This is a genomic window from Butyrivibrio sp. AC2005 (assembly GCF_000424145.1).
GTDB lineage: Bacteria > Bacillota > Clostridia > Lachnospirales > Lachnospiraceae > Butyrivibrio.
The window spans coordinates 205,182-225,714 of the sequence record NZ_KE384137.1 but is presented as its reverse complement, the minus strand read 5'-3'; the positions used below and the strand labels follow the sequence as shown (position 1 = coordinate 225,714).

General features: G+C 36.7%; 19 protein-coding genes. 18 read left to right on the top strand and 1 reads right to left on the bottom strand.

All coding sequences use genetic code 11. The features are described 5' to 3' along the window. Positions 1 to 10 precede the first annotated feature (10 nt). From radC to G602_RS0117920, 18 genes are all read left to right on the top strand, one after another. Positions 11 to 727: a RadC family protein gene (gene radC / locus G602_RS0118005; RefSeq protein WP_026660205.1), complete on the top strand. Its 717-nt coding sequence runs from the start codon at positions 11 to 13 to the stop codon at positions 725 to 727. Between the two features lie 15 nt (positions 728 to 742). Then, positions 743 to 1,750, top strand: coding sequence for a rod shape-determining protein (gene mreB, locus G602_RS0118000; protein ID WP_026660204.1), 1,008 nt, complete (start codon positions 743 to 745; stop codon positions 1,748 to 1,750). Next, complete coding sequence (gene mreC, locus G602_RS0117995) at positions 1,751 to 2,617, top strand: rod shape-determining protein MreC (protein ID WP_196808720.1); 867 nt, start codon at positions 1,751 to 1,753, stop codon at positions 2,615 to 2,617. It abuts the gene before it with no gap. A gap of 7 nt (positions 2,618 to 2,624) precedes the next feature. Continuing rightward, positions 2,625 to 3,143 carry a rod shape-determining protein MreD gene (gene mreD, locus G602_RS0117990; protein WP_026660202.1) on the top strand — a complete coding sequence of 173 codons (519 nt, stop codon included), beginning with the start codon at positions 2,625 to 2,627 and terminating at the stop codon, positions 3,141 to 3,143. Beyond that, a complete protein-coding gene (locus G602_RS0117985; RefSeq protein WP_026660201.1) occupies positions 3,136 to 5,994 on the top strand; it encodes a penicillin-binding transpeptidase domain-containing protein in 2,859 nt (952 codons plus the stop codon). Before mreD ends, G602_RS0117985 begins: the two co-directional genes overlap by 8 nt. After that, positions 5,984 to 7,117 carry an FtsW/RodA/SpoVE family cell cycle protein gene (locus G602_RS0117980; protein ID WP_026660200.1) on the top strand — a complete coding sequence of 378 codons (1,134 nt, stop codon included), beginning with the start codon at positions 5,984 to 5,986 and terminating at the stop codon, positions 7,115 to 7,117. Before G602_RS0117985 ends, G602_RS0117980 begins: the two co-directional genes overlap by 11 nt. Before the next feature lie 19 nt (positions 7,118 to 7,136). Then, on the top strand, positions 7,137 to 7,532 hold the full coding sequence (mgsA, locus tag G602_RS0117975) for a methylglyoxal synthase (RefSeq protein WP_026660199.1): 396 nt from the start codon (positions 7,137 to 7,139) through the stop codon (positions 7,530 to 7,532). 133 nt (positions 7,533 to 7,665) lie between these two features. Continuing rightward, positions 7,666 to 8,490 carry a D-alanyl-D-alanine carboxypeptidase family protein gene (locus tag G602_RS0117970; RefSeq protein ID WP_242835656.1) on the top strand — a complete coding sequence of 275 codons (825 nt, stop codon included), beginning with the start codon at positions 7,666 to 7,668 and terminating at the stop codon, positions 8,488 to 8,490. A gap of 47 nt (positions 8,491 to 8,537) precedes the next feature. Beyond that, positions 8,538 to 8,957 carry a hypothetical protein gene (locus G602_RS0117965; protein ID WP_026660196.1) on the top strand — a complete coding sequence of 140 codons (420 nt, stop codon included), beginning with the start codon at positions 8,538 to 8,540 and terminating at the stop codon, positions 8,955 to 8,957. A 64-nt stretch (positions 8,958 to 9,021) separates the two neighbouring features. Next, the gene (locus G602_RS0117960) at positions 9,022 to 10,437 is read left to right on the top strand and encodes an HlyD family efflux transporter periplasmic adaptor subunit (RefSeq protein WP_026660195.1); all 1,416 of its coding nucleotides are present in this window, start codon (positions 9,022 to 9,024) and stop codon (positions 10,435 to 10,437) included. Between the two features lie 46 nt (positions 10,438 to 10,483). Continuing rightward, entirely contained in the window at positions 10,484 to 11,005 is a 522-nt protein-coding gene (locus G602_RS0117955) for a cell division protein SepF (protein WP_026660194.1), read from the top strand. A 102-nt stretch (positions 11,006 to 11,107) separates the two neighbouring features. Further along, positions 11,108 to 12,211 carry a 3-dehydroquinate synthase gene (aroB, locus tag G602_RS0117950; protein WP_026660193.1) on the top strand — a complete coding sequence of 368 codons (1,104 nt, stop codon included), beginning with the start codon at positions 11,108 to 11,110 and terminating at the stop codon, positions 12,209 to 12,211. A gap of 19 nt (positions 12,212 to 12,230) precedes the next feature. After that, on the top strand, positions 12,231 to 12,770 hold the full coding sequence (gene lspA / locus G602_RS0117945) for a signal peptidase II (protein ID WP_026660192.1): 540 nt from the start codon (positions 12,231 to 12,233) through the stop codon (positions 12,768 to 12,770). A gap of 50 nt (positions 12,771 to 12,820) precedes the next feature. Next, positions 12,821 to 13,711 (top strand): RluA family pseudouridine synthase, encoded by an 891-nt coding sequence (locus G602_RS0117940; RefSeq protein WP_026660191.1) that lies wholly within the window; start codon positions 12,821 to 12,823, stop codon positions 13,709 to 13,711. Between the two features lie 102 nt (positions 13,712 to 13,813). Next, positions 13,814 to 14,440 carry a cytidylate kinase-like family protein gene (locus G602_RS0117935; RefSeq protein WP_026660190.1) on the top strand — a complete coding sequence of 209 codons (627 nt, stop codon included), beginning with the start codon at positions 13,814 to 13,816 and terminating at the stop codon, positions 14,438 to 14,440. Between the two features lie 82 nt (positions 14,441 to 14,522). Beyond that, the gene (gene yfbR, locus G602_RS0117930) at positions 14,523 to 15,116 is read left to right on the top strand and encodes a 5'-deoxynucleotidase (RefSeq protein ID WP_026660188.1); all 594 of its coding nucleotides are present in this window, start codon (positions 14,523 to 14,525) and stop codon (positions 15,114 to 15,116) included. A 48-nt stretch (positions 15,117 to 15,164) separates the two neighbouring features. Continuing rightward, entirely contained in the window at positions 15,165 to 17,633 is a 2,469-nt protein-coding gene (locus tag G602_RS0117925; protein ID WP_026660187.1) for a hypothetical protein, read from the top strand. 129 nt (positions 17,634 to 17,762) lie between these two features. Continuing rightward, entirely contained in the window at positions 17,763 to 19,502 is a 1,740-nt protein-coding gene (locus G602_RS0117920; RefSeq protein WP_026660186.1) for a leucine-rich repeat protein, read from the top strand. Positions 19,503 to 19,765: 263 nt separating this feature from the next. On the opposite strand, the gene G602_RS0117915 is transcribed toward G602_RS0117920, so the two are convergent. Further along, entirely contained in the window at positions 19,766 to 20,521 is a 756-nt protein-coding gene (locus G602_RS0117915) for a response regulator (RefSeq protein WP_026660185.1), read from the bottom strand. Positions 20,522 to 20,533 lie beyond the last annotated feature (12 nt).

The window sequence follows — 20,533 nt, the reverse complement described above, 5'->3', positions numbered from 1 at the left end:
AAGGGGAAAAATGGACAATACAAAATCAATCAATAAAATGCTTAAGGAAAATGACAGCTATAAAAACATGCTGCCATACGAACGGTTTATGACATTAGGGGCAGGAGCACTTACCGATGGTGAACTTCTTGCCATCATTATCAGAACCGGAACCTCAAGCAAGACTCCGATGGAAATCGGCAATTCGATTCTGAACTTATGTGAACGATACGGCAAGGGTATATCAGGTATAAGGCATCTTACCCTGGATGATATGCTGTCCGTAAAAGGAATAGGTGAAGTTAAGGCTGTAAAGCTTATGTGTATAGCTGAGCTTTCCGATAGAATTGCACGGAGTAGAGCCATGAAACGGCTTGATTTCAATAATCCTGAGACAGTAGCTGATTATTACATGGAAAAAATGTGTAATTATCAGAGAGAACATACTGTACTTGCATGTTTAAATACTCAGGATCAGCTTATTTGTGAATATGAAATATCAGTGGGGACTGTTAAAGCTGCAGCCCTGTCACCGAGAGAGATTTTTATACATGCAGTTAAAAATCATGCTGTGAAGATAATTCTTTTGCATAATCATCCCAGCGGAGATCCCACACCATCATATGCGGATCTCGAACTTACTGAACAAATCAGGGATGCCGGTAATCTTCTTGATATAAAGCTGAACGACCATATCATAATCGGTGATCATAGATATTACAGTTTTAAAGAGAATAATATTTTGTAATTTAGGAGGCTTATTTTGGGCAACAATACATTTGGTATCGATCTTGGAACAAGCAATATCAAAATCTACAACAAGGCAACAGATACTGTTACCGTAGAAAAGAACCTTATCGCGGTTGAGAATAAGACATCACTTCTCGCCTATGGTAATACTGCATATGATATGTATGAGAAGGCACCCAGTAATATTAAGATTACATACCCGTTAAGTAATGGTGTTATTGCTGATATTGAGCATATGAAGTCACTTGTTAAGCTTTTTATTACTGATCAGATGAAGGGCGCCAGCAAACCTGTAGATGTTTATATTGCTGTACCTAAAGATGTTACCGAAGTTGAGAGAAGAGCTTTCCATGATCTTATTAAAGAGTCTGGTGTAAAGGCAAAGAAAATCATGATGGTTAAAAAGCCTGTTGCTGATGGACTTGGAATGGGCGTTGATGTTATGAATTCTCAGGGGGTCCTTGTTGTTAACGTTGGATATGATACAACTGAGATATCTATTCTTTCACTTAAGGGAATTGTTATTAGTAAGCTTATTAAGGTTGGCGGCAAAAAGTTTGATGATGCTATCAGAAACGTAATCCGTAAAGAGTTTTCGCTTATTATCGGTGAGAAGACTTCTGAAAGTATTAAGATTTCACTTAAGGAACTTGAGAAGTCCGGTCAGGATGCTGTTGTATACGGAAGAGATATTGTTACAGGTCTTCCTGTTGAGCGTTCTATTCCTACAGATCTTATTGACCAGTCACTTATAGAAAGCTTTGATCAGATTCTTGATAATATTAAAGCAACTCTTGAGCGTACTCCTCCGGAACTTGCAGCTGATATTTTCAAGCATGGTTTATATCTGACAGGTGGTGCTTCACAGGTTTGTCACCTTGCACAGAGACTTTCCAACGGTGTAGGTCTCAACGTTAATTTAGCAGAGAATCCGCTCAGTTCGGTTGCACTTGGTCTTGGAAAGATTATCAAGGATGATCAGTACAAAGCACTTGCTTACTCGGTTGAAGAGGATGTATAAATGAGTCCTATCATTAAAAGAGGGGGAGATAAATTTACACTTCCAAGTAAATATCTCCTCTTTATTTTAACAATTTTATGTGTAGGGCTTATCGTAATTACATTCAATACTAATGTATTCAACAGCTCTGTCAACTCTTTTTCCGGCACAGTTATTATACCTTTTCAAAAGGGTATAACTACTGTTGGTATATGGATGAAGAGTACAGCTGATAACCTTGCAAGTATCAGGGCATTGCAAAAGGAGAACGAGGAGCTTCGTACACAGGTAGAACAGCTTACAATTGATAATACGAATCTGGAACAGGATAAGTATGAACTTACAAAGCTGCGTGAACTATATGAACTTGATGCTCAATATGCTGACTACAAGAAGATTGGTGCCAGAATCATCGCTAAGGATGCCGGAAACTGGTATCATTCTTTTGTGATAGACAAAGGTTCTGATGAGGGCGTTGAGGTTGACATGAATGTTATCGCAGGGGGCGGACTTGTAGGCAGAATTACTGATGTAGGACCGGATTGGGCAAAGGTTCAGACAATTATCGCAGATAATTCTTCAGTAAGTGGTACTGTTCTTTCAGCATCAGAAAATCTTATTGCAACCGGTGACCTTGAATTATATAACGAGGGACAGATTGCTTTTTCAAAGCTTGTAGATGAAGCCGACAAGGTAAGTGTCGGAGATAAGGTTGTTACTTCCAATATCAGTGATAAATATTTGCCCGGTATTTTGATTGGGTATATTTCAACAATTGAGGAGGATTCAAACAATCTGACCAAATCCGGCAGAATAACTCCTGTTGTTCAATTTGAGTATATGAACGAAGTTCTTATTATCATGAAACTCAAAAGCACCGGAGAATAAATGACTTATGCGTAGATTCTTTATTACTGTATTATCTATTTTAATAAGCTTCATACTCCAGACTACAGTATTCAGGGCACTGGACTTTAGTGGAATAGTTCCCAATCTTATGATCATAGTGACATCTTCCTATGCATTTATGCGAGGAGATAAGAGCGGTATGGTCATAGGGATGTTCTGTGGTTTTCTTGTCGATATTTTCTTTGGTTCATATCTTGGCTTCTATGCCTTAATTTACATGTACATAGGCTTTATAATTGGAAAGTTCAATAAAATATTCTTTCCTGAGAATATTCTGCTGCCACTGGCACTCATAGTATCCTCAGACTTCTTATTTGGCTTTATTTGCTATGTACTTTTATTTATGTTCCGCAATAAATTCGACATTGGATATTACATGATAAATGTCATTTTCCCTGAAGCAGTATATACTGCCCTGTTAGCTATAGTTATCTATCCTGTTCTGATCAAGATTAATACAAGTCTTGAGGACGTTGAACAAAGGAGTGCTAAGAAATTTGTTTAGTAAGATAAAAGAAGTTTTCATAAATTTCATAACTTCGCGTCTTGTAATGATTTCTGCAATAATGATTCTTGCAGCCTCCGGTCTTGTTTACCGACTGTTTTTTTTGCAGATAATTAAGGGTGAAACCTATCTTGATTCATTTCAGCTGAAAATTATGAAGGAGAAGTCTATTCCTGCCGCAAGAGGTAATATTTACGACCGTAACGGCAAGCTTCTCGCTTATAATGAGCTCTCCAATTCTGTTACTATCGAGGACGTTTATGAATCCGGTTCAGGTAAAAATGCTGCGTTAAATGAAACAATAAACAGAGTTATCGATATAATTGAAAAGGACGGAGATGTTGTTGATACAGAATTCAATATTCAATTAAACAGCTCAAATAATTTTGAATTCGCCATTGAGGGAAATTCTCTCCTGAGATTCCTTGCAGATGTATACGGTAAAACATCAATTAATGATTTGAAATACGAGGAACGTTCAAAGACAGCTCAGGAAGTAATTGACGATCTTTGTGAAAAATTTGGTATTGGTGACTATACAGAACCCGGTAACAAGAAATCCTTTGTACCCGGTATGGGATATGAAAAGGACAGATTACTCAAAGTTGTGGTTGTCAGATATAAGATGTTTTCAAACAGTTATCAGAAATACATCAATACTGTAATAGCCACAAGTGTTAGTGATAAAACTGTTGCCGATGTAATGGAAAACTCAAATGTTCTTGAAGGTATCTCAATTGAAGAGGATACCGCAAGAGTATATGTTGATTCTGTTTATTTTTCTCAGATACTTGGATATACAGGTAAGATATCAGACAGTGAGCTTACCGAACTCCAGGCTCAGAATCCCAATTACAGATCTAATGATACGGTTGGTAAATCAGGAATAGAACAGTCAATGGAATCTGTGCTTCAGGGTACTAAAGGCAGTGAGACTGTATACGTAGATAATACAGGTAAGGTTCTTGAAACCAGCAGCTACATTGACTCGAAAGCCGGAAACGATGTTTATCTTACAATAGACAAGGACCTTCAGGAGGCCTGCTACAACATAATCGAGCAGTCGCTGGCAGGTATTCTGATTTCAAAGATTCAAAATGTAAAATTTCTTGTTTATGGTGAGAATGTAAAAAAATCTGATATACAGATTCCGGTATATGATGTTTATTTTGCATGCTTTGACAATCATATAATTGATCTTGATCATATGGCTTCAGAAGATGCCGGAAGAAATGAAAAGATAGTTTATGAGCAGTACCAGGCTAAAAGACAACAGGTAAACGATGGCCTAAGAGCTGAGTTTACTACTAATAATACTGCCTATAATATGTTAACAAGTGAATATAAGGTTTATATGAGCTATATTGCTCAAAAGCTTTACAGTAATGGCGTAATTGATACTGATAAGGTTGATAAGGAAGATAAGACTTATATTGCATGGACCACCGATGAAACGATTTCACTTTCTGAATACATCAGATATTGTATTGCTTCTAACTGGATTGATGTAACTCTTTTGGATCTTGAAAGTCAGTATGTTGATTCTGAAGAGATATTTAACACTATTATTGAATATATTTTTAATGATATAGAAGATGATGACGAGTTTAACAAGAAGCTTTATAAATATCTGCTTGCGGATGATGTCATAACCGGCGATCAGGTATGTAATATTCTTCTTGAACAGGGTATAGTTGAGCTTCCCGAAGAGGAGCGTTCTCTTTGGAATGCCGCTTCAGAATCCGCTTATACCTTTATGCTTAACAGAATATCCAATCTGGATATCACTCCTGCGCAGCTTGCGCTTGATCCTTGTTCAGGTTCTATGGTTGTAACAGATGTAAATAATGGTGATGTACTTGCTCTTGTTTCATATCCGGGATATGACAACAATAAAATGGCCAACGGTGTTGACGCGGAATATTATGCAAAGCTGCGAAGTGATCAGTCTTCACCTCTTATAAACTATGCAACTATGCAGAGAACTGCTCCGGGTTCAACCTATAAGATGGTTTCTGCAACAGCAGGTCTTATGGAAGGTGTTATTGACACTTCCTCAACCATTACCTGTACAGGTGTATTCGATAAGACCGGTATACTGGCACATTGCTGGATTTATCCAAGATCACATGGATCACTTGATGTTGTAGGTGGTATAAGAAATTCATGTAACAATTTCTTCTATGAAGTCGGTTACAGACTTGGACTTGTAGGAGATTCTTATAAATCGGATACCGGTCTTCAAAAGCTTGCTAAATACGCTGATATGTATGGTTTAAGTGAGAAGAGTGGCATAGAGATTTCTGAATATGAACCTATTGTATCTGATCTGGATTCAACAAGATCAGCTATCGGTCAGGGTACCAACTCATTTACAACAGTTGGACTGGCGCGATATGTTACAACAGTTGCAAACAGTGGAACATGTTTTAACCTGACACTTTTAGAGAAGACTTGTGATTCTGACGGTAATCTGCTTGAAGAATATGGCTCGACGGTTAGAAATCATATAGACATGGATTCTTCTTACTGGAATGCCATACATCAGGGTATGAGAGGGGTTGTAGAGGATAAGCCATACTTTAATGATCTTGCGGTTAATGTTGCAGGTAAGACAGGAACAGCCGAGGAATCAAAGAAAAGAGCAAACCACGCTCTGTTTGTATGTTACGCGCCTTATGAAAGCCCTCAAATTGCTATAGCTACCCGTATTGCCTACGGCTATTCTTCAAGTTATGCCGCTCAGATTACAAAAGAGGTTGTAGCTTATTACTTTGGACTTAAAGATTCTGACGATGTTCAGAACGGAACTGCACAACAGCTTCAGGTTGGAGATACAAATGCGGACTGAGACATTTTTGGAAAAACTGAAAAGCTATCGTATATTTGACTACGATTTTAAGCTTGTTATAATGTTGCTTACACTTTCATGCATCGGTGTTATGGCCGTTGGAAGTGCGGATCCTTCATATAAAAGTAAACAGATCATGGGACTTGTATTGGGAATGTTTATGATGATACTTGTTTCCCTGATGGATTATATTGTGATCTGTAAGTTTTATGTTTTGTATTATATTTTAAACATATTTTTCCTTGCGCTTGTATTTACACCACTTGGAAAATCAGTAAAAGGTGCTACGAGATGGATTGATGTCGGCGTTGTTTTCCAGCCTTCGGAAGCTTCTAAAATATTATTGATTTTATTTTTTTCAGCGTTCATAATGAAAAGTAAGGATAAAGTCAAAAAAATTTACTTTATTTTTGTGTGTCTTGGCCTTTTAGTACCACCACTTTTAATGGTAGTGATGCAGCCTGACCTTTCTACAACAATAATGCTTACCGTAATAGTTAGTTGTATTCTGTTTTCAGCCGGTATTAACATGAAATTTGTAGTTACGGTTTTAGCTGTTTCAATCCCAACGGCTTTACTGGTGATTTTTGATGCACTTGCAGATAAGAGTATTCTGCTTAGAGAATATCAGCAGAGTCGTATTCTTGCATGGCTTCATCCTGAAGATTATGCAAATTCCGATGCCTATCAGACACTTAATTCGATGATGGCTATTGGATCGGGACAGCTCCTTGGAAAAGGCTATAACACAAACGAAATCAGTTCTGTTTTAAATGGTGGTTTCGTTTCTGAATCACAGACAGACTTTATTTTCACAGTAGTAGGTGAAGAATTTGGTTTTATAGGCGGATGTGCTGTTATTGTGCTTCTGCTTTTAATAGCTCTGGAATGTTTTATCATCGCCGGAAGAGCAAAGGATTTAACCGGGCAGCTGATTGCCACAGGAATGGGGGCCTGGATAGGTTTTCAGGGATTTCTTAATATAGGTGTTGCTACCGGAGCACTCCCTAATACAGGAATTCCGCTGCCGTTTGTAAGTGCCGGACTTACATCTTTAGTCAGTTGCTTTACAGGAATGGGCTTTGTCCTAAATGTAAGGCTTCAGGGCAAAAAATATTTTTAAGTTGGGGAAGGGGTAACCTATGAACATTGCTTTTATAGCTCATGATGCTAAAAAGAAACTGATGCAGAACTTTTGTATAGCCTACAGAGGAATTCTTGCGAAGCATGATCTTTATGCTACAGGAACTACCGGCAGACTTATTGAAGAAGTTACAAATCTCAGTATTCATAAATATCTTGCAGGTCATTTAGGCGGATCTCAGCAGATAGGTGCTGCAATTGAAGCCAATGAAATTGACCTTGTAATTTTTCTTCGCGATCCGCTTACTCAGAAGGTTCACGAGCCTGATGTAAATAATGTTATGCGTCTTTGCGACATGCATAATATCCCGATAGCAACTAATCTTGCTACAGCTGAATTGCTGATTAAATCATTAGACAGAGGAGATCTTGAGTGGCGTGAGATGTATAAGTAATCTAAAGAAACGCCTCGTAGCATTATGTTTAGTGCTGGTTTCTTCAAATTTAATTACCGGATGTTCTGGGGCGGAATATGCATTTCCTTATACAATTCCATCTGCTGATTATGGTGAAAATGGGGCGGTTGTTATGAAAACTTTCGCCTCAGATTTGTGTGTGACAAATTCAGATATAGGAGATTCACTTTCATTGAGCGAAAATACCTGTCTGGGATTATTTGATATCAATAATAAGAGAACTCTTTATTCTAAAAATGCTCAAATTCAGCTTGATCCGGCATCATTAACAAAAGTTATGACTGCTATAGTTGCTTTAAAAAACGGCTCACTTGATCAGGTTTTACGAGCTGACTCTGAAGTCTATATAACAGAAGACGGAGCACAGGTACTGAATATTCGTGAAGGCGATTCAATGACTCTGGATCAGGCGCTGCATATTCTTTTGTTGTATTCGGCAAATGATGTGGCTGTTTTAATAGCGAAAAATATATCGGGGAGTGTAGAAGCCTTTGTTGAGGAAATGAATAATGAGGCAAGAGCTCTTGGTTGTACTCATACTCATTTTATGAATCCAAACGGACTTACGGCAGATGATCATTATACCAGTGTTTATGACATGTACCTAATGTTCAATGAGGCAATTAAATACGAAAAATTCACTGAAATAATACATATGTCCAATTACTCAACTCAGTATTACACCTCATCCGGAGAACTTAAGGATGTTAATGTAAAAAATACCAATGGTTTTATTAATGGCAATTATCAAATGCCTGCCGGAATAACGGTTCTGGGCGGTAAAACAGGAACAACTGCAGCAGCAGGGCATTGCCTTATTCAGCTTGCTTCAGATACTTCGGGAAACAACTATATTGCTGTAATAATGAGAGCAGAAGATACAGAAACCCTTTATACTGAAATGTCCGATTTGTTATTGCAGATAACGGGTCAGTAAACTATAATAATATTAACAAAAAAAAATAAAAACTGGAGGGTATGGATATGGTTCAGTTAATTGTTGGGAATAAAGGTAAGGGTAAAACAAAATGCCTGTTGAACAAGGTCAATACCGAAGTAAAAAACATTTTGGGGAATGTTGTATTTCTTGATAGAAATACAAAGCATATGTTTGAACTTAATAACAAAGTTCGACTTATTGTTGTTCCGGAATTCATGATTGAAAATTCCGATGAGTTTCTTGGTTTCGTCAGTGGCGTGATTTCACAGGATCACGATCTTCAACAAATGTATTTCGATGGTTTCCTCAGTATCGCTTGTCTTGAGGGAAAAGATATCACTTCTACAATTGAAAAACTTGAGCGTCTTGGTGAGAAGTTTAATGTTGACTTCGTACTTAGTGTATCAATGGATGAATCTGAGCTTCCTGAAGCTGTTAAATCCAAGGTAGTTACAGCGCTCTAATTATAAATATGGATAGGATGGATAAGCCGCGTTTTATCTCGCGGCTTATCTTTAGTTTTAAAATATGGCAAAAAAACAAAAAAACAAGATAGCGCGATATCCTGTTTTTCTGCATGTTAATGTCGGAATTGTATTTTTCGCATTCATGCTTATATACGTTGTTATCTGTGTTTTTACTTATTTCAGTAAAAAGCATATAGTAGGCTATGAGGTAAAAGAGGGTTCTCTTTCTTCAAATAATATATACGAAGCTGTCGCAATAAGAGATGAACATGTCGTTGAAGCTGCGAATGCGGGCTACGTTAATTACTTTGCACCCGAAGGTCAACGCGTTGCAGTAGGCAATCTGGTATATACTGTTGACGAATCCGGAGATCTTCTTGATTACCTGAAAACGCAGGGAACGGAACAGGCTTCTTTGACAGATGAGGATTTAAGTGAGCTTCGTACTCAGATTGTAAGCTATAGTGCTGATTTTGATCCAAAAAGCTTTGGTTCCGTATATGATTTTAAGTTAAGTCTTGACGGTACAGTGCAAAAGCTTGCAAGTGCAAGTATTTTGAAAAGTATCAATTCCTTAGGTAATGACTCAGGTGCAATGCAGAGTATAAATTACTGCTATTCCTCCGATACAGGAATTGTTCAGTATTATATTGATGGTTATGAAAGTGTTGATCTTAACAGCATGACCACTGATCTTATCGATAGTACCAAATATGAAAGAAAGCAGCTTATAAGCAATTCTCTTGTAGGTGTTGGTGATCCCGTATTTAAACTTTCTACCAGCGAAGACTGGATGATCGTTATTAACGAAAACGACCTTGATAAAGTAAAGGATCTCGCCGAAAGAGAATATATAAAAGTAAAATTCCTTAAAAATCAGGATGAAGCCTGGGGCAAGGTATCTTATGTCACTAATGATGCCGGTGATACATTTTTAGGACTTTCCTTTACAAATTCGATGATTACATTTGCAAAGGACAGATTCCTGAATGTAGAACTTATAACTGAAGATGAAAGTGGTTTGAAAATACCAAATTCATCTATTGCTGAAAAAAGCTTTTTTGTCGTTCCCAAGGAATATGTTACAAAAGGAAGCAATAACAATTACGGAGTTCTTCGCGATAAATATGATGAAGATGGTAATGAGACTTCTGAATTTATTGAGGTAGAGCTTTATAATGAGAATGAGGATTCCTATTACGTGGATGATGATACTCTGAGAAACGGAGATTTATTGATAAAACCTGATTCTCAGGACAAGTATACTGTTAATAACAAGGACACTCTTATCGGAGTATATAATATCAATAAGGGATACGCAGACTTCAGACAGATAAGTATTTTATATCAGAATGATGAATATTCTATCGTTAAATCAAATACAAATTATGGTTTAAACGTGTATGACTATATTGTTCTTGATGCTTCAACTGTAGAAGGTGATGCGAAGAACCTTGACACGTCGGATGAAAACTAGCATAATATAATCGTTGTATATTTTGTTGGGGTTAGGAGTTAATCACATGAGTGTAATGGATAAGTTTTTATCAGCAATGAAGCTGAACGGGGATGACGAAAGCGGATATTATGATCAGGACGATGATTACTATGATAACACCATCGAACCTATTCATAAGGCAAGTTCTATCGGAAAAGATGATCCCTCGATTGAGATAAATGAAGAAAAGCTTAAGAGGCCGGCACCGGCACCAAGAGCTGCAGCTCCCAGGGGCAGAAGCGCTAACGGTATGGAGGTATGTGTTGTTAAACCTACATCTATTGAAGATGCAAGGGAGATAACAGAGACCCTTCTTAACAACCGTACTGTTGTACTTAATCTGGAAGGCATTGATGTTGAGCTTGCTCAGAGAATCATTGATTTCACATCAGGTTCATGCTTTGCAATCAATGGAAATCTTCAGAAGATTTCCAGATATATCTTCATAGTAACACCTGCAAGTGTTGATATTTCAGGAGATTTTCAGGATATTTTAAGTGGCACTTTTGAGAATACAATGGGTAACTCAGGGCTGCAGTCTATGTAATTTTACAGAAGTTAACTATAAGGCAGAAACTTTTGTTTCTGCCTTTTTTGAGTATATGCACAATTTATTGAAAGGAATATCAGCAATGCTGATAGGTTTACTATGTCTGAGATTTTAAATGTTAAATACAATGGTAGTCCTTGCTATAATATCGTTTTTGATGATTCTTTCGATGGTCTTACGGGATATATTTCAGAACTTGGATTTGAGAATAGAAAAATCGCTATTATTACAGATACAAATGTAAAACCTTTATATGCGGATGAGCTTGAAAATATAGTTAAGGCAATTTCAACAAGGGTTATTATTCATGCAATTCCTGCTGGTGAAGAGAATAAGAATCTTCATGAAATTGAAAAGATATACAAAATACTCATAGAGAATAAATTTGATCGCCATGATCTTATCATAGCTCTTGGCGGAGGTGTTGTAGGGGATATGGCAGGCTATACAGCAGCCACCTACCTTAGAGGAATTGCTTTTATACAGATTCCGACAACACTTCTTGCTCAAACTGACAGCAGTATTGGCGGTAAAACAGGTGTTGACTATGAAGGTTATAAAAACATGGTCGGTGCCTTTTATATGCCGTCTCTTGTATATATGAATATTAAAGTGCTTAATACCTTATCCGGAGAGCAGTTTGCTTCAGGCTTTGCTGAGGTTATGAAGCATGGTCTTATCAAAGATCAGGATTTCTATATGTGGCTCATTGAAAATATGTATGAAATCGAAGAGCGCGATCCGGAAACTCTTATTCAAATGATAAAGAAAAGCTGCGATATAAAGAGACAGGTCGTTGAGAAGGATCCGACAGAAAAGGGTGACAGAGCTCTTCTTAATTTCGGGCATACAATAGGACATGCTATTGAAAAATATAAGGAATTTTCATTATCACATGGTGAATGTGTTGCTCTTGGAGCTGTTGCAGCTGCTTATATTTCCTGGAAGAGGCAGATGCTATCCATGGAAGAATACTATGAGATAAGAGACATGTTCGTTCCATTTGGATTACCAATATCCGTAACCGAAATTGATGCTGATGAGATAATTTCTCTTATGCATTCAGATAAGAAGGCTGACGGCAAGAGTATAAAATTTGTGCTTCTTAAAAAAGTCGGAAAAGCTGTACTCGATAGCACTGTTACTGATGACGAAGCCAGAGCAGCTATAAAAGAAATCACATGGTCTGATGACTTTGAATAAATATTAAACGGAGTTCATTATGAATAAATTAACTGCAAAAAAGAAATTATTTCTTGCTATCGATTTTATAGCTATTATACTTTTGGTTATTCTTGATCAATTTACCAAACGTCTGGCTGTTTTACATCTTATGGATAAGGATTCTATAGTTCTTATTCCCGGATGGCTTGAGCTTACTTTTTTAAAGAACAGAGGCGCCGCTTTTGGTATTTTACAGGACCAGAAGGTGTTTTTTGTAATGATAGCCATTATGATACTACTTGTAATTGCATATGTACTTTTTCAGCTCCCTTTGGAAAAGAAGTATACTTATCTGCAAATAATTCTTGTTATGATAGCAAGTGGTGCAGCAGGCAATATGATAGACAGAATTGCAAATGATTATGTAGTAGATTTTATATCATTTGTAATTATTAATTTCCCTATTTTTAATGTCGCTGATATTTATGTAACTGTATCAACATTTTTGTTTATAATTTTGTTCCTTTTTTACTATAAGGAAAAGGATTTTGATTTCCTTAGCTTTAAACAGCAGAAGAAGTACAGGGAGTTTAAATGACAGAGCCTATCGAAAAAGAAAACAATGTCAGTTATGTAGTTAACGATGATATGGATGGAGAGAGAGTTGATAAAGTTATGAGCTCTCTCTCTGATTCTATGTCCAGAAGTTATATCCAAAAGCTGATAAAAGATAATAAGGTTTTAGTTAACGGAAAAAATGTCAAACCGAGTACAACTGTATCAGAGGGTGATACAATTTTTATGGAAATTCCAAAATCCATTATCCCTGATATAGTACCTGAGAATATTCCTCTGGATATCATTTACGAGGATAAGGATGTACTTATAGTAAATAAACCAAAGGGAATGGTTGTGCATCCCGCTGCCGGACATTATGACGGTACTCTTGTTAATGCTCTGATGTATTATCTTGGGGATGAGCTTTCAGGAATCAATGGGGTTATGAGGCCCGGAATAGTTCATCGAATAGACAGAGATACAACCGGTTCAATTATTATATGTAAAAATGATATTGCCCACAGAGGAATTGCAGAACAGCTAAAGGAGCATAGCATTAACCGTGTCTATCATGCTATTTGCCATGGAATTCTAAAGGATGACGAGGGAACCATAGCTACAAATATAGGAAGAAGCCAGAATGACAGAAAAAAAATGAGTGTTGTTCCTGAGAATCAGGGTAAAAAAGCAATTACACATTATCGTGTTCTAAAACGCTTTGAGAAGGATAAGATGTCATATATAGAGTGCAGACTTGAAACAGGACGCACTCATCAGATAAGAGTACATATGGCCCATATAGGACATCCTCTTTTAGGAGATACTGTATATGCCCCCTCTATGAAGAGCAGATTTAAACTCGAGGGACAATGTCTTCATGCTAAAACTCTGGGCTTTGTGCATCCCGTCACAGGTGAATATATAGAGACAGATGCTCCGCTACCGGAGTATTTCAGTCATCTTTTGGAAATACTTAACTAAATGATAAGTTTCTCTAAAATTCAGGCGAGGTATTTCATACTGTCAATTTTTTTGATATAATTGTATTAAATTTATGAAATCTTTTATCATGGAGGTTTTATTATGAATACAATCATAACAATAGGCAGACAATTTGGTTCGGGTGGTCGTGAGATAGGCATGAAGGTTGCTGAATGTTTCGGCATCAAGTTTTATGATAAGGAGCTCCTTACAAGAGCTGCGTCAGAGAGTGGTTTTGCTCAGGAAATGATTCAGGATCATGATGAACGACCCACAACATCTTTTTTGTATAATCTTGTTATGGATACGTATTCTTTTGGATATAATTCCTCTAGCTTTGTTGATATGCCTATCAGCCACAAAATTTTCCTGGCACAGTTTGATACAATAAAAAAGATTGCTGATGAAGGTCCATGCGTAATTGTAGGAAGATGTGCAGATTATGCTCTTGCTGATTATCCTAATGTAATTAATATTTTCATACATGGTAATGAGGAAGACAAAATTAATCGTGTAATGGATCGCTATCCTGATGTCACAACAAAAGACAAGGCACTTGAAATGATTCTTAAGAAGGATAAACAGAGACAGAGTTATTACAATTATTATTCTTCTAAGAAATGGGGAAGATCCGACACCTATGATCTGACAATCAATAGTAGTGTTCTTGGCATTGATGGAACTGTAAAGCTGATTACGCAATTTGTTGAAGACTTTGAGAACAGATAATATTTATTGTTTCATAATCAGAATATAAGAAAGGAATAAGGAGCAGACAAAGCAGAAATGTTTGCTCCTTTTTTGTCACATTATGGCTTACAACTTTTTTGCTACAATATCACGTATGAAATATATTGAGAGATGGGCTCTTATGCGAAATTCAAGGCCTGAAAATTTAAGTGAGCATTCACTTGAGGTCTCAATGATTGCTCATGCTCTATGTGTAATTGCAAATGTTCGGTATAACAAAAATCTGAATGCTGAAAAGGCTGCCTTGATCGGCCTTTATCATGACGCATCCGAAATTATTACCGGAGACATGCCGACACCGGTGAAATATTATAATGAGGATCTGAAAAATGCTTATAAGCAGGTAGAAGCGATAGCTGATGTTCAGCTGCTTCATAAACTTCCCGGAGATCTCCGACCTGCCTTCGAGAGCATTTTTAAGGCGCAGGATGGCGAAGATGAGATGTATATGAGAAGGCTTGTAAAGGCTGCAGATAAGCTCTCAGCATTAATTAAGTGCATAGAAGAAAAGAACTCCGGTAACAGCGAGTTTCGTACAGCTGAAAAAAGCACACTTAAATCCCTTGATAAAATGAAAAAAGAACTTCCTGAGGTAGAAGATTTTATGAATGATTTCCTTGAGCCTTACGGAAAAACTCTTGATGAACTGTCCTAATGTACTATTAGTAAATATTTTTTGTGTCTGATTTTGAAAGGATCTGCCATGACTTATTTTACATGCTTTTTCCTGGATACCGAAAAGGATATTATTGTAAGCCTTTATAAAGACCTGGATAAATTATTCTATGTACTTTCAACACCTAACCATCATACGGGGAATCTTATAAGGAATTTATCGACTATATGTGGTCTGCCACTTTCCGAGAATGATGATGGTATGCTTGTTATTAAAGGAGAGGTACCCTGCTTTGTCGATTCCTCAAATCTTGAAGCCTATGTGTTTACGCTGGGAGATATTGAGGTTGCAAGCATTTTCCCCGATGGCAGTGTTGATTTAAAAGCAACAATACCTGCTATAGCCAAGACTCTTATGAGCCAGACCAAGAATTATCAGCTTGATCTTTCTAAAACGATTTTCAAAACTCAGATAAAAAAGGACATTAAGTTCAGAGCAGATCTTCACACTCACATGAATGGAAATCTACCCGGAGATGTTCTTATCGCACTTGGAATATATCACCAAATCAGATATCCCTTATATTATATTAGGAAGCTTGACTTAAAACTTACTGATGCACAGGAAAAGCGTCTTCTTGAACAACGTGCTAAGGTGGCACGTCAATTTGTAACCTCAGGCCTGCAGGGTAAATATCTTGACAGAAGAATTAATGATAATACTTTCATAAATTTTGCCGACCTGATTCTAAATAATCTTGATAATGCGGAAATGAATATTGTTAAGATAAGAGGTTCACTTGCTGTAATAAAAGATGGTCAGGCTGTTTTCACAAATCTGGAGAAGGTATATCTTTACAGATATGTTTTTTGTAAAGCAAGAGAAAGTGAAGAACTGATTAATCTTAATAATATAAGTCAGATACCGGATATTGATGTGAAAAATACATTACTACAAATGCTGAAAGATAAGGAAAATCCTGATTATTCCAATAATACAATTTTTCAGGATAAGCTTTTGTGGATTGCAAGAAATTATAAAAAGCAGGGTGTTTGCTATGCCGAAATAAGTGATACGACCCTGGTAAAAAAATATGAATCACTTGAAATGCTAAAGCAGGTTCATGAAGTAATGCCAAAGATTTACCAGGAAACAGGCGTAATGATCAGATTCCTGGCGGCAATGAGGCGAATTCCATTAACGATAGTTAAGGATGCGGTAACTCCCTCTGATTATCTTGAACAAAATCTTGAAGTCCTACGTGCAACATTTCTTGATCCCTATGTGGCAGGCTGCGATTTTGTTGGTGAGGAAATTAATGACATTATCACCTTGAAGCCTGTTTTCAAGGAACTGGTGAAATTTGCAGCAATAGACCCTTCATTTGTTATAAGAGTTCACGCCGGTGAAAACGATAGTTTGAAGGATAATATTGCGCACAGCATTTCATGTGTAAAAGATTGTTTATTGCCTGGACAAACCATGCCCAAAATGAGGCTGGGACATGGTCTATATACTTATAGTCCCAGATCTCAAAAGGGTAAGGAAGTAATTAAGCAATTAAAGGATAATAATGTTGTCCTGGAGTTCCAGCTTACCAGTAATGTAAGGCTGAATAACCTGAATTCATTAAAAGATCATCCATTAAAATATTACCTCAAGCAGGGAATACGCTGTGTTCAGGGGACAGATGGTGCAGCTCTTTACGGAACTAATTCAATTGATGAAGAGCTCTCTTTAAAAAAGATGCTCGAGCTATCGGATGATGATCTTGAGCTTATGAAGGAAGCAGAGAATAGCATAATAGAAGAGGGGCAGATTGCATATTCAGATAAGAAAGCGGCTTTCATTTCACTTGTAAAGAACAGGGATATGGAAGAGGTCCTTCTTGAAAAAATGAAGACTGTAAAAATATCGAAAGACTCATCAGGAAAACAGAAAAGACTTGATGCAAATAAAGAGCTTAAAGATGAAATTTCAGAAATTACCTGGGATCGTTTTCCCATTGTTTTACTGGGAGGAAGCTTTAACACTGAAAAACGCGCGACAAGAATTACACCTGACGGACAATGTGAGTTGGACAAGCTAATGGATTTTCTTAATCCTGATGAAGTATGCTTTGTTATTGGGCATAAAATATCAGGCTATGAGAAATATCTTATAGAGAATAACAAAAAGAATTTTAAGATATATGCCGTTGTTCCTGCTCTTATATCCAGGCATGAGAAGGATAAACTAATGGCGGCCGGTGTAATAATACGCGTTTCACCTGAAGCAGAAGGAATGGGTATATATAAAAGCTTTAACTATGAAATTTTTGAGAGAAGACCTTCCATGGTAGTTGCCTTTGATGGTAATAGTGCAGCTGCTAACCTTATTCAGGAAGCAAAGAACGGAAAGGGTAAATCTGTAATTTTTATATGGAGTCATTCACAAACATTACAGCAGAAGGCAAATTCACTTCATGGGTATGTACGCTATTTTGATAGCGAAAATCCAATAGTAAATCAGATAATGGAGCTACAGAATAAGCTGGCAAACAATAATTCGCAATAATTGATAATAAAATTGAAAATATTGTTGGACATTTGTTGGACATATTAAGATATAATTTCGATATGAAATAAAGTATGAAAAAAGTTGCTTTTTCAAAAAAAGCATCTATGAGAAAAGGGAGGCTTTAATATGTTCAATTCAAAAGGTAAACTTTGCAAAAGTTTACAGTCAGTTTTTCTTGCAGCAGCTGTTGCTGTATCTGTAGTTCCTGTTTCATTTGTTGCATCAGAGCCCATTACTGTAGAGGCTGCTACATCCGCAGTTGAGGATGCACTTAATGAAAATCAGAAGAAAATTTTCAATGCTTATCAGTATCTTGATACAAGAATCAAGGATGCTAACATTGAGGTTACATCAGCAAATAAGGCTGAGTTTGAAGCTTCAGGCTTCTATACAATGTATACAGGCGCTGATGAGAAGAAGAAGTTCTCAAATGATGATCTCAAATATGCAAGACGTGCATATATTTACAGCAATCCTTACGAAATTGCAGGTGCAATGGCAGAGCTGAAATTTGTTTATATTAAGAATAGTGAGGGCAAATACAGCTGCTTTGCATATCTTAAGAAAACCGGCGATAATGACTATTCTGCTGAGAAAAAATCTCTTAGGAAAGCAGTAAATCAGATAATAAATAACATCGATGTTGATGCAGCAGCATTTACCAAGGAGCTTGAATGCTTCAGCAAGATTATTGATAATGTAACCTATGCAAATGTTGGTATCGACAATAAGGATCTTAAAAATACTGCTTATGGTGCATTGGTAACTCATAGAGCTTCATCACAGGGATATGCACTTGCATTTTCATTACTTCTTGACGAATGTGATATTCAGAACGATATCCTTTTCAATGAAAAACGATGCTGGAATCAGGTTAAGCTTGGTAAACAGTGGTATGAGACTGATATCCCTGCTTGCGATAAAGTAAAGAAGGGTACTGTTACTTATAACCGCTTTAATGTTTCAAGAGCAAGCATGAAGAATTTTGACCTTACAAGAGTTAACTACGCTACAAAGCTTCGTGATTCAAAGGGTAAACACAGCGATACAAATAAGAAGCTTCAGCAGTACGATGAAGATGTTATGTACTCTGGTAAGAATTATACCTTAGCTGTTTTGAATTCTGATAATACAACCACACGTACAACTATTACATCTAATGAGAAGACATTTAATGTAGTTCCTGCATTTGTACAGGGTAGTCTTATGACAAATATAAGCCCTGTGCTTAAGGCTTGCGTAATATCATTACCTGAAGACAGTGCATTCAGACTCACATCAGAGGCTGATAAGTGGACACCTGCGCATCCTTATATCACTATCAGTAGAGGCGGCAACGGTCAGAACAGAGCAGTAAGCATGGCATTCACCTTTGACGATGGCTCAAACAATGGTGCCGGAACAACTGTAAACTTTAATGCCACACTTAACGACAATGATAATTCTGCTGATGCAAAGTATGTATACAAGGTAACAGGTGATGATACAGCTACTCTTGTAAAATGCAACAAGGTTAATGCAAGAAACATTACAATTCCTTCAACAGTAACTATTAGTGGTAAGGCATACAAGGTAACAAAGATTGGCAACAATGCATTCAAGAAATGCAAAAAAGCTGAGACAGTTATGATCGGTGCATACGTAACTGAAGTTGGTAAGTCAGCATTCTCCGGAAAATCTAAGCTTGTTCGCGTAGAAAATCAGGGATTCGCTCTTGATACTTTTGCAAAAGATGCATTTAAGTCAGCTAATGATAATACATTATTCCTTGTTAAGGCTTCAAGCTTTGGAAAATACAAGAAGCTTGTTAAGAGACTTAAGAAAGTAGGCGGCAAGAATTCTGTTTATAAGTACAGAGCATACTAATTTCTGATTAGAAATAGATTTATTATTATCCTGCAGGAGTCAACTATTGGCTCCTGCAATTTTTATGTATAATTTGAGCTAATTATCTGTATGATACCAATTATTTGTTATTTTCCCGTTACTTATCAATATAGGCACATTACACTTCGTTAAAGAGAGATTTAACGAAGTAATATATTCTGCTCTCCATGCCATAAAATCTGTATTCTATAAATAAAAGCTAGGCATATTAAGCTGGCTTTAACTTTCATACTTTATTTTGTCTAATCAATTGATTCAAAGAATTCTCGTATTGCTTTCAATAATTCATATTGATTCAGAGTCTTTAACAGATACCCATTAGGTTTTAAAGAAACAACCTTCATGACACTTTCTTTGTCACCTTTTCCTGTAAGAAAAATTACAGGAATATCCTCAGTTGTTTCTTCGCTTTTTATCATTTCAAGTACTGTAGGTCCATCTGTAATTGGCATCTCATAATCAAGAAGTATAAGATCCGGTCGTTTACTCGCAAGATAAGTTATTGCCTGTACCCCGGAGCCTACTATAATTACATTGTATTCTGTTTCCAGCCATGTTTTTGCAAGCGTCAGAAATGTCGGATCATCATCGACCAAAAGTATCGTCTTTCTTTTTGACAAAGACTCATTTACTGAAAGTATTTCTAACATTTTAGAAGCAACTTCCTTTGTATTTATTGGCCTCTCATGATGGCCCAGAATTACATATTCGGGAATAATACTTGTTAAAATGCTGTACTCACTCATATCACCGATTGTGTACAATGTTTTATTTTTTTCAATACACATATCTTTAATATAGTTCAGAACATCTTTTATATCTTCCAGATAATTTCCGAGATAAAAAAGAAATACAGGAGGATCATCTTTGAATTTTTCTAATTCGTTAATTTGGGGTGCTGCTCTTAATACTTCAATGCCAACATCTTTAAGACTTTTTGTAAGAGCATCAACCATAAATGTCGAACCACTACTGATTAAAAGTAACGTATTGCTCATAGCCTTCCCTCC